Source organism: Variovorax paradoxus, from assembly GCA_016806145.1.
Classification (GTDB): Bacteria; Pseudomonadota; Gammaproteobacteria; order Burkholderiales; family Burkholderiaceae_C; genus Variovorax.
This window is the reverse complement of record CP063166.1, coordinates 5,348,450-5,362,512: the sequence shown is the minus strand read 5'-3', so window position 1 is coordinate 5,362,512 and position 14,063 is coordinate 5,348,450. Positions and strand designations below refer to the sequence as shown.

At 63.5% G+C, this 14,063-nt stretch carries 14 protein-coding genes; 6 read left to right on the top strand and 8 right to left on the bottom strand.

The genetic code is table 11. The annotated features are described in order from the left end of the window. Positions 1-5: 5 nt before the first annotated feature. The 3 genes from INQ48_24935 to umuD are packed head-to-tail and all read right to left on the bottom strand — an operon-like array spanning position 6 to position 1,982. Entirely contained in the window at positions 6-218 is a 213-nt protein-coding gene (locus tag INQ48_24935; protein QRF56555.1) for a hypothetical protein, read from the bottom strand. Positions 219-241: 23 nt separating this feature from the next. Further along, positions 242-1,540, bottom strand: coding sequence for a Y-family DNA polymerase (locus INQ48_24930; GenBank protein ID QRF56554.1), 1,299 nt, complete (start codon positions 1,538-1,540; stop codon positions 242-244). Between the two features lies 1 nt (position 1,541). Beyond that, positions 1,542-1,982, bottom strand: coding sequence for a translesion error-prone DNA polymerase V autoproteolytic subunit (gene umuD, locus INQ48_24925; protein ID QRF56553.1), 441 nt, complete (start codon positions 1,980-1,982; stop codon positions 1,542-1,544). An 83-nt stretch (positions 1,983-2,065) separates the two neighbouring features. On the opposite strand from umuD, the gene INQ48_24920 reads away from it, so the two are divergent. Continuing rightward, a complete protein-coding gene (locus INQ48_24920) occupies positions 2,066-3,046 on the top strand; it encodes an SOS response-associated peptidase family protein (GenBank protein QRF56552.1) in 981 nt (326 codons plus the stop codon). 14 nt (positions 3,047-3,060) lie between these two features. On the opposite strand, the gene INQ48_24915 is transcribed toward INQ48_24920, so the two are convergent. From INQ48_24915 to INQ48_24905, 3 genes are all read right to left on the bottom strand, one after another. Beyond that, positions 3,061-4,314 carry a DUF262 domain-containing protein gene (locus INQ48_24915; GenBank protein ID QRF56551.1) on the bottom strand — a complete coding sequence of 418 codons (1,254 nt, stop codon included), beginning with the start codon at positions 4,312-4,314 and terminating at the stop codon, positions 3,061-3,063. Then, the gene (locus INQ48_24910) at positions 4,311-4,826 is read right to left on the bottom strand and encodes a hypothetical protein (GenBank protein QRF56550.1); all 516 of its coding nucleotides are present in this window, start codon (positions 4,824-4,826) and stop codon (positions 4,311-4,313) included. The genes INQ48_24915 and INQ48_24910 overlap by 4 nt, the downstream gene beginning before the upstream one ends. Before the next feature lie 405 nt (positions 4,827-5,231). Next, the gene (locus INQ48_24905) at positions 5,232-6,203 is read right to left on the bottom strand and encodes a LysR family transcriptional regulator (protein ID QRF56549.1); all 972 of its coding nucleotides are present in this window, start codon (positions 6,201-6,203) and stop codon (positions 5,232-5,234) included. A gap of 246 nt (positions 6,204-6,449) precedes the next feature. Here INQ48_24905 and INQ48_24900 point away from each other — a divergent pair, with 246 nt between their 5' ends. The 3 genes from INQ48_24900 to INQ48_24890 all read left to right on the top strand — a co-directional run bounded on the left by INQ48_24900 (position 6,450) and on the right by INQ48_24890 (position 9,624). Then, positions 6,450-7,520, top strand: a complete 1,071-nt coding sequence (locus INQ48_24900) for a hypothetical protein (GenBank protein ID QRF56548.1) — start codon at positions 6,450-6,452, stop codon at positions 7,518-7,520. A gap of 195 nt (positions 7,521-7,715) precedes the next feature. Beyond that, positions 7,716-8,966, top strand: coding sequence for a M20/M25/M40 family metallo-hydrolase (locus INQ48_24895; protein QRF60885.1), 1,251 nt, complete (start codon positions 7,716-7,718; stop codon positions 8,964-8,966). 73 nt (positions 8,967-9,039) lie between these two features. Continuing rightward, the gene (locus INQ48_24890; GenBank protein QRF56547.1) at positions 9,040-9,624 is read left to right on the top strand and encodes a TetR/AcrR family transcriptional regulator; all 585 of its coding nucleotides are present in this window, start codon (positions 9,040-9,042) and stop codon (positions 9,622-9,624) included. Between the two features lie 22 nt (positions 9,625-9,646). Here INQ48_24890 and INQ48_24885 read toward each other — a convergent pair whose 3' ends face one another. Both INQ48_24885 and INQ48_24880 read right to left on the bottom strand, forming a co-directional pair. Next, a complete protein-coding gene (locus INQ48_24885; GenBank protein QRF56546.1) occupies positions 9,647-9,841 on the bottom strand; it encodes a hypothetical protein in 195 nt (64 codons plus the stop codon). Between the two features lie 88 nt (positions 9,842-9,929). Further along, a complete protein-coding gene (locus INQ48_24880) occupies positions 9,930-10,787 on the bottom strand; it encodes a LysR family transcriptional regulator (protein QRF56545.1) in 858 nt (285 codons plus the stop codon). Positions 10,788-10,881: 94 nt separating this feature from the next. On the opposite strand from INQ48_24880, the gene INQ48_24875 reads away from it, so the two are divergent. Both INQ48_24875 and INQ48_24870 read left to right on the top strand, forming a co-directional pair. After that, positions 10,882-12,204 (top strand): aspartate aminotransferase family protein, encoded by a 1,323-nt coding sequence (locus INQ48_24875; protein QRF56544.1) that lies wholly within the window; start codon positions 10,882-10,884, stop codon positions 12,202-12,204. A 273-nt stretch (positions 12,205-12,477) separates the two neighbouring features. Then, the gene (locus tag INQ48_24870; protein ID QRF56543.1) at positions 12,478-13,806 is read left to right on the top strand and encodes an Nramp family divalent metal transporter; all 1,329 of its coding nucleotides are present in this window, start codon (positions 12,478-12,480) and stop codon (positions 13,804-13,806) included. Positions 13,807-14,063: the final 257 nt, after the last annotated feature.

The window sequence follows — 14,063 nt, the reverse complement described above, 5'->3', positions numbered from 1 at the left end:
GCCGCTCACCTCGAGGCGCGCCGGATTTCCACCGGGCCGATGCCGTCGTAGACGGTCGTTCCATCTTTTAGAGAGGTGACGGTCCATCGGGTGCCGGGCGTCACCTTGTAGTCGCCAGGTGCCAGGGGAAGTGCGTGCTCGTCGCGGGCCTCATCGCTGTACCAGGTCGGCGCGCTGAGGATGGTGGGCTCGGGAGGAAAAAAATCTGCTTGGCTCATGGCTTCGATTGTCAGTGGGGGCGCTATGCCCGTGCGATGGGGACTTGGCGCCAGTCGGTGGTGTAGTTCGGTGTGCGTCGCTGCTGTTTCATCGTCCATTCGCGTTGGTCGCCTGCGGTGCCGGTGCTTGCGATGCGTAGCGTGCCCTTGCCGTATCGATCGTTCAGCGTGTCCACTGCGCGCATCAGCTTGCTGCGTTCGCGGCCTTCCTCGCTCTCGAGGTCTAACTCGCCCTGCAGGATGCTTCCGTCGTTGAGCTCGAGCAGCATCACGCCTGCTTTCGCGATGTTGTAGCCGGGCTCAAACAGCAGCTCAATGCCCATCACTGCGGCCTGAGTGATGGCGGCTGTGTCGCACGTTGGCCGACGAAGAGGCACGGTCAGCGAGCGCGCGAACTTTGGGCCAGGCCGGAAGGGCGACGTGTGCGCAAAGACGTGGACCATGCCGGCCAAACTGCCCTGGCGGCGCAGCTTCTCGGCCGCGCGTGCCGCGAACTCACTCACTGCTTCGATCAACGGTGGCAGCTCGCGCACGGGATGCCCGAAAGAGCGCGTGCAGGCGATTTCCTTTTTTGGCGATGGGGCGTCATCGAGGTCGATGCAGGACAGCCCTTGCAGCTCGCGCACCGTGCGCTCGAGCACGACGGACCACCGTCGCCTGGCTGTTGCTGGATCGAGCTTTGCGAGGTCTAGCGCAGTGGTCACGCCGCCCTCGCGCAACTGCTCGCCGATGCGCCGGCCTACGCCCCACACGTCGCCCACTTCGGTGCTGGCGAGCAGTTCCTCGACTTCGTTGCTCGACAGCGAAGAGAGGTCGCAGACCTGGGCTTGCGTTGCGGGATAGCTGCCGGGCTTCCGTTCGGCGTCCTTGGCGATGTGGTTCGCGAGCTTGGCGAGGGTCTTGGTGGGGGCGATGCCCACGCAGCAGGGGATGCCGATCCATTGCAGGATGCGCGACCGTACGGCGCGCGCTCGCTTCCGCAGATCGCCTTGCACGCCCGTGACATCGATGAAAGATTCATCTATCGAATAAATTTCCTGTCCAGGTCCCATGCCGGCGGCCAGGCTCATCATGCGATCCGACATGTCGCCGTACAAGGTGAAGTTCGCCGACAGCGCCACGAGCCCGGCGTGCTCCTCGAGGTGCCGGAACTCGAAATGCGGCTGCGCCATCTTGACTCCGAGGGCCTTCGCTTCGTCGCTGCGACTGATCGCGCAACCGTCGTTGTTGCTCAGGACGACGACGGGGCGCCCCTGCAGACTGGGCCGGAAGACCCGTTCGCAGGAGACGTAAAAATTGTTCCCATCGAGCAGCGCGAACATCTCACGTACGAAATTGCTTGATGTTGCTCGTCACCACGCCCCACACCTCGACGGTCTGGCCCTCCGAGGGTGTGATGTCCGGGTAGGTGGGATTGCCGGCCTTGAGCTTGAGGCGGCCGCCGCGAAGATGTAGAAACTTCACTGCGAAATCGCCGTCGATCACGGCCACGACGATATGCCCGTGCTGCGGCTTGATCGCCCGATCAACCACCAGCATGTCGCCGTTCTCGATGCCGTGCCCGCTCATGCTGTCGCCGGCCACGCGAAGGAGGAACGTTGCCTGTGGGTGCGTGATGAGGATGGCATTGAGGTCGATGCGCTTGACGAGAAAATCCTCGGCAGGCGACGGAAAGCCGGCGTGTACCGTTACCTCGGCCATCGGCAGCAGCAGGCTCTCGATGCAAACTGGCACCGGGGCGGGTTGTGCTGCAATACTGTTCATGCATACAGTATAGGGCGGGCAGGCGCAGCGGCGTCAGCCCTTTTGCTTACAGCGCCCACAGGCGCGCATCGGAGACACCTCGCATGTGCTTTTCCGCCTCGACCCGCGCTGAGCATTCCGCTTTCCGGCGGCTGTTCCCGAAATCCCTACTGTCGATCAAGGACTTTTATCGGGAATACATCTCGCGCAAGAAGAAGTCGAGGCCTTTCGTGCCGAAGTTTCCGAAGGCGATGGATGCCAACTTTTCGAATCCGACGACCAACGATGAGCGGGCCATCAAGGCGTTGATCGATGAGTACGACGCCGAGCAGGCGATGGGGTATGAGCGAACGCTTTTCGAGCAGCGCGCGCGCCTCGTGAAGGCCGAGCGAAAGCTGCAGGAGAAGGAGACGAAGACGGCGCTCCACGATCAGCGCGTGGCGTCTGAAAAAATCGCAGCGGCCCTGGCGAAGCTCGAGGACTTGAAGCGTACCGAACTGAAGCCGCGGGACGGGCGCATCTTCCCGGGGTGGTATGCCCCGGTGCTGGTCATCGAGGATGGCGAATGGCTCATCAAGCCGATGCGTTACCAGTGCCGGCCGGCGGGAAAACCGGCGTTCTACGACACGAAGTACCCTGGCACCTATAACGCACGGCGCAACAGCCTCGAGGGCTTCTGGAAGGGCCAATTTGGGCAGAGCCATGGGCTCATGATCGTCAACGGCTTTTACGAGAACGTGAAGCGGCACGACATGGAGCACCGAGAGCTGCGGCCGGGCGAGGAGCCCGAAAACGTCGTGCTCGAGTTCCGGCCGCGGCCGACACAAGACATGCTCATCGCTTGCCTTTACTCGCATTGGACGCCGCCGGAGGGCTCCGATGAGCCTGAACTATGGTCTTTCGCGGCGATCACGGATGAGCCGCCGCTAGAGGTCGCCGATGCGGGCCATGATCGTTGCATCGTGCAACTGCGCCATGAAAACGTCGAGGCTTGGCTTTCCCCGGAGGGACGATCAAAAGCTGATCTTGAAAAAATCCTTGAGGATAAGGAGCGGCCGTATTACGAGCATCAAATGGCAGCCTAGATTGCTAAGTTCAGCTATGTATTTTTCTTGGAAAGTTCTTTTCTAAGTTCATTGATCGACGGGCCAATTTTTGCAACGGCATCTCTGAGTTCTTGGTCGGTTACTCCAAGCGCTTTTGCCCAATAGTCGATCTCATACGATTCGGCGGAATTCAAAACTGATGAATCGCTGTATTTGACGGCTAAAGGGCGGTTGTGGCCTTGGGGCTGCCCGCCCAGCGTTTCTTGAAGATACTGAGTAAGAATGTCAAATCGAGCTAAGCGATTTGACTTTTTCTGAACTCCTTCTTGCGATAAGCGATGATATTCATAAAGCCGACCGCTGTATTCTTCTGACGGGATGTCATTCAACTCAGTCCACATGAACCATGTTTCGAGGGCTGTCGCTACGGCGCTCCAATCGGTGACATTAATTTTTGCAAGCCACGTCGCAACTGTGAACACAGTGTAGAGATGAGTTTTTTTCTTCCAAGGTGTTCGGAGGTATTCGCTTCTGCTTAGTATTTCGTCCAGAATCGACAAAGCTACTTCAATGCTGGCAATATCATTTTCTGCTTCAGGGTAGGACTCGTTGTACAAGTCGTACATCTTGTTAATTGCAGACTGAGTTGTTTCGTCTTCGAAGCCACTTCTCATAAAAATGAGTAGGGTACTTGCGAACTGGATGTCCTGCATGCGCCGGATTTCCGTGTCGCTAAAGAGGTTCCACCTTTTCCAAAATTCCAGTTCTGCAACTCTCTCGGAAGTTTTGAGAAATTCTCCGTTAAATTCGGCGTTTCTCAACTCTTGAGGGTTAAGTGCGTTGGATGTCTTGTTTAGTCGCAAGAACATCTTCACGATGTCGTCGCGCTGCACGGCAGAATTTACGAATCGAACCGAAATCTTGTACGCCCAAATATCGGATCTCGTTTTGGGGTCAAGGTCTTCGAATGATTGACCCCGATAGCTGGCTTCGGGGAACTCTAAGCCCGAGTCCGTAAGCTTAAGCTTGCCTTCGATAAAAAGCCCGATGGTTCTTATTCTTTGCTGACCGTCGACTACGCTGTATTTTGTGTCGCCGGTAGTGGGGTCGGTTTGAGTTTCCCAAAGGTAAATTTCGGGAATGGGATAGCCCAAAATGATTGTTTCCAATAGCGAAATTCTATCTTTTCTAATCCAAGTAAAATTCCTTTGAAAAGATTCATCAACAAACAAGTTGCCTTTTTTAAACTCATCGAACACCCACTTGATTGGGCGACTCTCGGTATCCATATTGGAGACTATTGTCATAGTTCACCTTGAAGTTGGTTTATTCCGGCGAGGTGATATTTTTCTACGAAATGCCAGTCTTCGTATACTCTGTAATTGATTTCGCTCGGCAGTTTAAACTCTAGCTGGAGCTCCTTGCGCAAAGCGTCGGCACGGACGATCCAGTCCTTAAAAAAATCAAGTTTCTCGCCTGATATTTCTTCGACCTTGATGGAAATAAAATGGCGGAATACTTCCTTGGCGGTAGTTGCGTATGTTTGTCCCGAATAGCTGTGCATGTATTCGAGGCTTGCGTCCCAAAGATACTTAAACCATCTCGCCGAAACTAATACGAGGTCTAAATCAGATTCTGAGTTAAATGGGTTTAAATCGCGCCCCGGAGTTAGGCTGAAGCCGGTCTTTGCGCTTCCGACGATGGCAATGTTAGGTGCTGCCATATCGAGTGCGGTCGAGACTTTGCCTTTAAATTCGTGATATACGACTTCTGAAGGCCCATCGAAAGATTGAGCGAATAGAAAGACGTCATTGCTCATAAGGCAATTGTGATAAACGTGTTTGGGCCCATGCTCTTTTAGAGCGGCAATGAATTCGTCTCTTGTCATATTTACAAGTTTCTGGACGACGAAACTGTATCGGTTTGTTCGCGCTCTAGCGAGGGCTTTTGAGGCCTGTGGTCTCCGGGGAACTACTGACTTTGTAGTCGGCGCTGCCGTTCACAGAGGCCTTGAACTGCCGAGACAAGATGCGTTGGGTTTACGCGACGAAACACGCATGGTAGCTGTAGGCATTTTTGTAGGCATTCTTTGCCAAAACGTTCTGAAAACCGCGTGGATGTTGAATGTTAGCCTCCCTCCCTCTCCTCCAATGATTCAAGGGTCAGTGGCCATCAGGCTACTGACCCTTTCTCATTGGTGCCTGCCGCTCGACCTCGGTCTCGCCTAGGCAGGCGTCAACCCAAGCTCCGCCCGCATGCCCGAAACCCGCCGCACATAGAACTCCACGAACGCCCGGATCCGCATCGGCATGTGTTCGCGGCTGGGATAGCAGAGGTAGTGCGCCCGCCCCTGGGGCGCATGGGCATCGAGGCAACGGACCAGCCGGCCGGCGCGCAGATCCTCGGCGACCTGGTAGCCCGCGACCTGGGCGATGCCGAGGCCATCCCGCAACGCGCCCACCACCAATTCCGGATCGCTGTAGATCCGGCTGCCCTTCGGCATGAGCTTGCGCACCCGGCGCGCGCCTCTCTCGTCCCCCGCGGGCGGCTCCATGAACTCCCATTCGTACAGCCCTCCCGATCCGAGACGGAACTGGATGCACGCGTGGCGCTCGATGTCCTCGAGCGTTTCGGGCAGGCCGTGGCGCGCGGCGTACGCGGGCGATGCGCACACCATCATCTCCATGGGCGCGAGCTGGCGCGCGATGATGCTGCTGTCGGCGAGGCGGCCGTTGCGGAAGCTGAGGTCGATGCGGTCGGCGGTGAAATCGGTGATCCGGTCGTCGAGGATCAGTTCGACATCGATGCCGGGATGCAGCCTGTAGAAATCGGCCAGCAGCGGGCCGACGATCCGGCGGCCGAAGCCGATCGTCGAGCACACGCGCAGCTGCCCGCGCGCGGGCCCGTCCTGCAGCTCGTGCACCTGCTGCATCGCCTGCATGATCTGCTCGACCCCCGGGCGGCTGAGCTCGTAGAACATCTCCCCCTCGGGCGTGAGCGCGACATTGCGCGTGGAGCGCTGCAGCAGCCGCGTCTTCATCTGGGTCTCGAGCCGCTGCACGTTGCGGCTCACGGCCGAGCGGCCGAGGCCCAGGCGGTGGCCCGCCTTCATGAAGCTCAGTTCCTCGGCGACCGCCATGAACGACAGCACGCCGGTGTAGCTGGCGGCCAATCCGGAGGCCAGTGCATCGGGCATCGAAAGGGTGGGGGCGGGGTTCTTCATGGTCGATGGGTCGGGTGGAGCGGCGCGGGGGAAAGCTGGTCGGCGAGGGCGCCAGCGCATCATGGGCCACGGGCATGCCGACGTCGGTGCGCGTTCGCACACATCGGCGCGTCGCGGCCGGGCATTGGTGATCAAAGCTGGACATGGGATTGCCTTCGGGCATGCCAATTCATGCCAGGGTGACTCCTACGATGACCGTTTCAGACGGATCTCATCGCCATGGCGCTCGCCCTTCATCGCCCCGCTCTTTCCGCTTCCAGGTCGGACCTCGCCTGGTCATGGTTGCCGCCATTCGCCGCGGTGCTCGCCTATCCGCATCTGCTCGCGGCGTTCTACCAACGCTTCAATGCACACGACGGCAGTCCGGTGCTCGCCGTGCTTGCCATGGCATCGGCCTTCGCGGTCAGCGCACTGGGGTTCGCTTTCGCGTGGCGGCTGGGGCACGCGCCGCATCCAACGGTGCGCTCGCTGAGCGCGCGCCGCTTCGCGTACCTCACGGTGGCGGCGCCGCCGCTGTTCACGTTCATGGGGGTGCTGCTGTACCTGATGAAGATCGAGGGCGGGGATGCGGCGGTCTGGACCGGGCTCTGGACGGCCGCGGCGGCATGGGTCGCGATGCTGCAACTCACGCGGCGCTCCGACGTGGACGCCGTCGATGAAGCCGCTGCCCCGGCAGGCATGCAGGCCACGCGCGGACTCGCGGCATTGCGAGTCACCCACGGCATCTCGGCGGCCGCGCTGATCGTCGCCTTCCTCGCGCCCCACCTGTTCAACCATCTCGTCGCCTGGTTGGGCGACCACGCGCACCAGTCGCTGATGCTCCAGTTGCGCAAGCTCTATCGCCATGCCTGGATCGAACCCGCGTTGCTGCTCGCGATGGCATTCCAGCTGCTCTCGGGCTTGGCGCTGTGGTTGCCGAAGACGCGCAGGAAGGCGAATCTCTTCGATGTGCTGCAACTGGCATCGGGCATCTACCTGACTTTCTTCGTGGCCTCGCATGTCAACTCGGTGTTCGTGCTGGCCCGGCATTTCGGCATCGACACCAACTGGGCCTGGGCCGTGAGCGCGCCGGCCGGGCTGACGGGCGACGCATGGAGCGTGCGGCTGATTCCCCACTACGCGATCGCGGTGTTCATGCTGCTGGGACACCTGGCCTGCGGCCTGCGCGTCGTCCTGCTCGGACATGGCGCGAGCGAGGCCAGGGCAGGGCGCTGGACCTGGATCGCACTGGCGGCGTCGACGGCCGTGGCGGTCGCCATTTCGGCGGCGATGCTGGGCGCCCGGTGGTGAGCGTGCTCATCGGCGTGTCGATTGCAAAGCCATCGAATTCTTTACCTGATTCCAATTAATAAATAGCGAAAGAATAATTTCTCCGAAATAGCAAAAGCATTGACCCGGATTCGCCGCATTCATAGCATCGCCACCGCTATTGCGGCGACTCCAATATTTTTGCTGATCAAGGGGGAAGAGATGACATTCAGGTCGATGATCATTAATTTGACATTGCTGCTCGCAATTGTCACCAGCGGCTGTTCGGACGGCAATGCGAACGCGTTCTTCTACAGCAGCACGCTGGACCAGAGAACGAAGGACGAACAGCCCGCGGTGCTCAAGACGCTCGAGGAATTGGTCGGTATCGAAAGCGGCACCAATGACGCGATCGGGATTCCCGAAATGGGCAATTACCTCGAACGGCGTCTCAAGGCACTCGGTGCCGAGGTCTCGAGGACCCCCGCCACCAACGGCGTGGTCGGCGACATCATCGTCGGCCAACTCAAGGGCAGCGGCGGCCGGCATATCCTGATGATGGCGCACATGGACACGGTCTATGTGCGCGGCTCGCTGGCCAAGGCGCCATTCCGTATCGAAGACGACCAGGTGCTCGGCGCCGGCATTGCCGATGCCAAGGGCGGCATCGCGACCATCCTGCATACGCTGGCCTTGTTGAAGGCGCAGAACTTCCAGCAATTCGGCACCATCACCGTGATGTTCAACACCGACGAGGAAAAGGGCTCGCTCGGGTCGAACGAATTGATCCAGAAGCTCGCGGCGCAGAGCGACATCGTGCTGTCGTACGAAACCGGCTTCATCTACGAGGGCCAGGAGTTCTTCGTCACCGGCACCTCGGGCGTGGCGGTCGTGGAGGCACGGGTTCACGGCAAGGCGTCGCATGCGGGAGCCGCGTCCCCGACGGCGGTGAATTCCATGACCGAGGCCGCGGACCTGATCCTGCGAACCCAGGACCTGCAGGACCCGCAGCAGGAGCGGCTGTTCAACTGGACGACCATCAAGGGCGGCAGCGCCACCAACATCATTCCGGACCTCACGGTCGTCTCGGCCGACATGCGCTACGGCCGCAACGAGGATCTACCGCTGCTGGAGGCCGCGCTCGCCGAGCGTGCGCAGAAGAAGCGCCTCGAAGGAGCGCGCATCGATCTCCAGGTGACGCGCCTCATCCCGCCGTACAACGCCACGGACGCCGCCCGGGGCGTGATGAACAAGGCCGTCGCCATCTACGCCGAAGTGGGCGCGAAGCTGGTGGCCGCCAACGTGCGCACCGGCGGCGGCTCGGACGCGGGCTGGGCCGCGCTCTCGGGCAAGCCGGTGCTCGAGAATCTGGGCCTGCCCGGCGGCAACCAGCATGCCGATGCCGGGGAGTACGTGCTGGCCTCGTCCATCCCGCGCCGGCTCTACCTGTCGGCGCGCCTGGTCTCGGAGCTCGGGCAGGGACTCTGAGCAAGGATCGAGGTCTACCGATTCAGTCGATTACCGACCGATCCGGTAAGCGCCTGCGATAGACTGCGGGCCGATGCCCAAGCCCACCCGCTCCCAGATCGACGCCGAGATCATCGACCGCGCCGCGGGCCTGTTCGCCAAGCACGGCTTTGCCCACACCTCGCTCCAGCAGATCGCGGACGCGGTCAACTATTCGAAGGCCGGGCTGCTGCATCACTTCCCGAGCAAGCAGGCGATCTACGACGCGGCACTGCAGACCTGCCGCGAGCAGGCGCAGGCCCTGCTCGATGCGGTCGAACACCTGCCGCCGGGCGCGGCGCGCGAACGCGTGGTGGTGGAGGCCTCGGTCGACCAGACCTACGAGTGGCCCGGCGTGTCGGCGCTCGCGAACCGGCTGGCCGACAACGGCAAGGGCACCGATCCCGCGCTGACCGAGATGGCGTTGATGGTCTACAAGGCGCTCGGCATCGATCTGCAGACCACCACCATGGAGCGCATCGTGCGCGTGACGAGCGCGCTCTCGGGCCTCGGCGCCTCGGCGATGGTCGCGGCCCACGTGGGACTGCAGCGCGAATGGCGCACGCCCATCGTCGACGCGGCCATGGACGCGCTCGGCCATGGCGGCAAGCCGCAGCGCGCGGCGCGCAAGCGCGCCTAGTCTTCCGGCCCGCAGCGGCGCCTCAGAGGCCGCCGATCAAGCCGCTGAGCTTCGGTGCGAACACGCCGTAGCCCATGCTCACCGACACGCGCAATTCGGGCATGAAGGCCGCGAAGGACACGCCGACCCCGGCCAGCCCGCCGACCACCAGACCGAGCACGGCGAGCGCTCTCCCGTGCTGCTTGAGGACCGACAGGGTGGCGTGGAGGAAGGTCAATGCGGTGTTCCTTGGGGATGGAGCACCGGATTATCAACCAATTCGGTTGGACTTCAACCATTTCGGTCGAAGATGAGGGGCGCGCCTCTCAGGCCGCGGGCAGAAACTTTCTCACATGCGCCGCGAAGGCGGTCGTCAGGGCGCTCGGTGCCTCGCGCGCCAGTGCCAGCGTGACGCCCACACCCGGCAGTTCGGGAAAGCCGTCGTCCGCGTCGAGGATCCGCAGGTCCTCGGGCACGGCGGTGCGCGTGAGTACTGTCACGGCCTGGCCCGAGCGCGCCATGCCCACCAGCCCCGAGAGGCTGCTGCTCGCATAGGCGAGCCGGTAGGCGCGGCCCGCGGCCTCGAGCGCGCGCCGCGGCAGCAGGTGGTCGAGCGCATCGGGCGCGCCGAGCGCGAGCGGCAGCGGGTCGAGGGCGACGGCGGCACTGCCGTGCTGCGCGACCCACACCAGCGGCTCGTGCCGGATCACTTCGGCGCCCGCGGCATCGGCGGCCACCGACACCAGCGCGAGGTCGATCGCATGCCGCGCCAGCAGCTCGTGCAGCCGCGGCGTGGGCGCGCACATGACCTCGAGCTGCACCCCCGGGTGCAGGCTCGCGAAGCCCCGCAGCAGGTAGGGCAGGAACACGACCGCGTAGTCGTCGGGGCAACTGAAGCGCAGCACGCCCGACAGCTGCTGCCCGCGCAGTTCGGCCAGTGCCTCGTCATGCCGGCGCAGCAGTTCGTTGGCGCGCACCAGCAGGCGTTCGCCGGTCGCGGTGAGGGTGACGCCGCGGCCGGTGCGGTGCAGCAGCGGCTGCGCGACGATGCCCTCGAGCTTCTGCATCTGCATGCTCAGCGCCGACTGCGTGCGGCCCACGCGCAGGGCCGCCTGGCCCAGCACGCCGGTCTCGGCGATGGCGACGAAGCTGCGCAGCAGGTCGATGTCCAGCGATTGGCTCACGGCATGAGTTCCCTTGATAGCTGATCTCAAAACAATTCGCTTCCATGCGCGCGGGGCGCCGCGTAACGTGGGCATTTTGATCGGGAAGCACCCCATGAGCAGGAACGACGACCCCCAGTTCTGGCAACAGGCACAGCGCCATCTCGTGCGCTACGGCGGCAGCTTCGAGCCGCTGATCATCGAGCGCGCGCAGGGCTGCTTCGTCTACGACGCCGACGGCCGCGCCATCCTCGATTTCACCTCGGGCCAGATGAGCGCGCTGCTCGGGCATGCGCATCCCGAGATCGTCTCGGTGGTGTCGGAGCACGTGCGCACGCTCGATCACCTGTTCAGCGGCATGCTGTCGCGCCCGGTGGTGGCGCTGGCCGCCGAGATCGCGCGCCATGCGCCCGGTGCGCTCGAACGCTGCCTGCTGCTGAGCACCGGCGCCGAATCGAACGAGGCGGCGCTGCGCATGGCCAGGCTGGTGACCGGCGGCCACGAGGTGGTGGCCTTCACGCAGTCGTGGCACGGCATGACCGGCAGCGCGGCGGCCGCGACCTACAGCGCGGGCCGCAAGGGCTACGGCCCGGCGGCAGTCGGCTCGTTCGCGATCCCGGCGCCCAATGCCTACCGGCCGCGCTTCGCCACGAAGGAGGGCGAACTCGACTGGCGCCGCGAGCTCGACGATGGCTTCGAGCAGATCGACCGCCAGTCGACCGGCGCGCTCGCGGCCTTCATCGCCGAGCCCATTCTCAGCAGCGGCGGCATCCTCGAGCTGCCGCCCGGCTACATGGCGGCGCTCAAGAAGAAGTGCGAGGAGCGCGGCATGCTGCTGATCGTCGACGAGGCGCAGACCGGCGTGGGCCGCACGGGGCTGATGTTCGCGTGCGACCGCGACGGCGTGGCGCCCGACATCCTGACCCTGTCGAAGACCTTGGGCGCCGGCCTGCCGCTGGCCGCGATGGTGACCACCGCCGCGATCGAGGACGAGGCCCATGCGCGCGGCTTCCTGTTCTACACCACGCACGTCTCCGATCCGCTGCCCGCGGCGGTCGGCCTGAAGGTGCTCGAGGTGGTCGAGCGCGACGGCCTGGTCGAGCGCGCGCGCGTCGCGGGCGAACGGCTGCAGCAGGGGCTGCGACGGCTGCAGGCGCGCCACGAATGCATCGGCGACGTGCGCGGGCGCGGCCTGCTGCTGGGCCTCGAGGTGGTCAAGAGCCGCGACACGCGCGAGCCGGCCTTCGAACTCGGCGAGGCCGTCACGCGCGAGTGCATGAAGCTGGGCCTGAGCATGAACATCGTGAAGCTGCCCTCGATGGGTGGCGTGTTCCGCATCGCGCCGCCGCTGACGATCAGCGACAGCGAGATCGACCTCGGCCTCGAGCTGCTCGACAAGGCCATCGCCACGGCGGTGCGTTTGCAGCGGCCTTCCTGAGCGACCGTCGTGGCATTCAGCCCGGCTTAAGTTTCGCGAACGATACTGGCTTCGACGGTCTTTCGGCGTTGGTAGAGGTCGCTTCGGCACCCGCTGGCTTGCAGCGGTTCCTCGAGCCTAGGGTCGTCCAATATTCGAAGGCGCGGGGGCCATGGGCCCTGCCGCCGCCAGCCCACCCTCGGCACGAAGACGCAGCCAAGTTGCAGCAGCGTCCTACAGGGGGCAGCGGGACCGGGCACTACGGTCGATGTCCCGGAGCCACCGAGCCACTCCATGCCGAGGCCTAACGAGCAGGACGAGCAGGACGAAGACACCGCCGGCGCCAGTGAAGGCGCCGAGCCTCCCGCCAGGCACGGCTTCCTGAACCGCCTCGGCCCCGGCCTCATCACCGGCGCCGCCGACGACGATCCCAGCGGCATCGCCACCTACACCCAGGCCGGCGCGCAGTTCGGCTACGGCATGGGCTGGACCCTGCTGCTGACCTATCCGCTGATGGTGGGCATCCAGCTCGCGAGCGCGCGCATCGGCCGCACCACGGGCCGCGGCCTGACCTCGGCCTTCGCCACTCTGTGGCCGCGCCCGGTCGTGCTGCTCGCGGTCGTGCTGCTGCTGGTCGCCAATGTCGTGAACCTCGCGGCCGACATCGGCGCCATGGCCGAGGTCGCGCGGCTGGGCCTGGGCGGACCCGAGGCGCTCTACGCGCTGGGCTTCGGCCTGCTGTCGCTGGCGCTGCAGGCCTGGCTGCCGTACCACCGCTACGTGCGCGTGCTCAAGTGGCTCACGCTCTCGCTGCTGGCCTACGTGGGCGTGGCGCTGGTGGCGCACGTCGACTGGAAGGCCGCGCTCGCGGGCGCGCTGCTGCCGCGCCTGCACTGGGATGCGGAGAGCATCCAGATGGTGGTGGCGATCCTCGGCACCACGATCAGCCCCTACCTTTTCTTCTGGCAGGCGGCGCAGGAGGTGGAGGAGATCGAACGCGTTCCGCAGGACCATGCGCTCAGGACGCATCCCGCGCAGGCGCGCACGCAACTGCGCCGGCTGCGCTTCGACACCTGGGTCGGCATGGGCTTCTCCAACGCGATCGCCTTCTCGATGATCGTGGCCTCGGCCGCCACCCTGCATGCCCATGGCCAGACCGACGTGGGCTCGACCGCGCAGGCGGCCGAGGCCCTGCGCCCGGTGGCCGGCAGCGCGGCCTTCGCGCTGTTCGCGCTGGGGATCATCGGCACGGGCCTGCTGGCGCTGCCGGTGCTCGGCGGTTCCGCCGCTTATGCCTGCGCCGAATTCCTGCGCGTGCGGCGCGGGCTCGAGCAGCCGGTGGGCGCGGCGCCGGCCTTCTACGGCATCCTCGCGGCCGCCATGGCCTGCGGCATCGGCATCAGCCTGTGCGGCGTCGATCCGATGAAAGCGCTGGTGTGGGCGGCGGTGCTCAATTCGCTGATGTCGGTGCCGATCATGGTCGGCGTCATGTGGGCCGCCGGCAGCCGCCGCCTCATGGGCGAGCTGGTGCTGCCGCTGCACTGGCGGGTGCTGGGCTGGGCCGCGACCGCGGTCATGGCGCTGGCGACCCTGGCCTTTCTCTGGACCAGCCTGCGTTCCTGAGCGCTTGCCGCCCGCGGTCCGGGCCCTCGTTTCCTCTTCCACCGATTCCCGTAGGACTTAGTCGGGATTTGTAATCTAGTGTGTTTAATTGCAACGAGTGTTATATTTTTAGCGAGAAACACTATTTAACACTTAGGCATTCAATCAAAGGCAGGCCGCGAGGCTTTCCAGGGATGTTTCATCGATGGAAGCGCTTGAATTGCCAGTTGCACCGCGCCAAAGCCCCAATTTGGTGCAATTCTTGCCGGCTGCCGGCC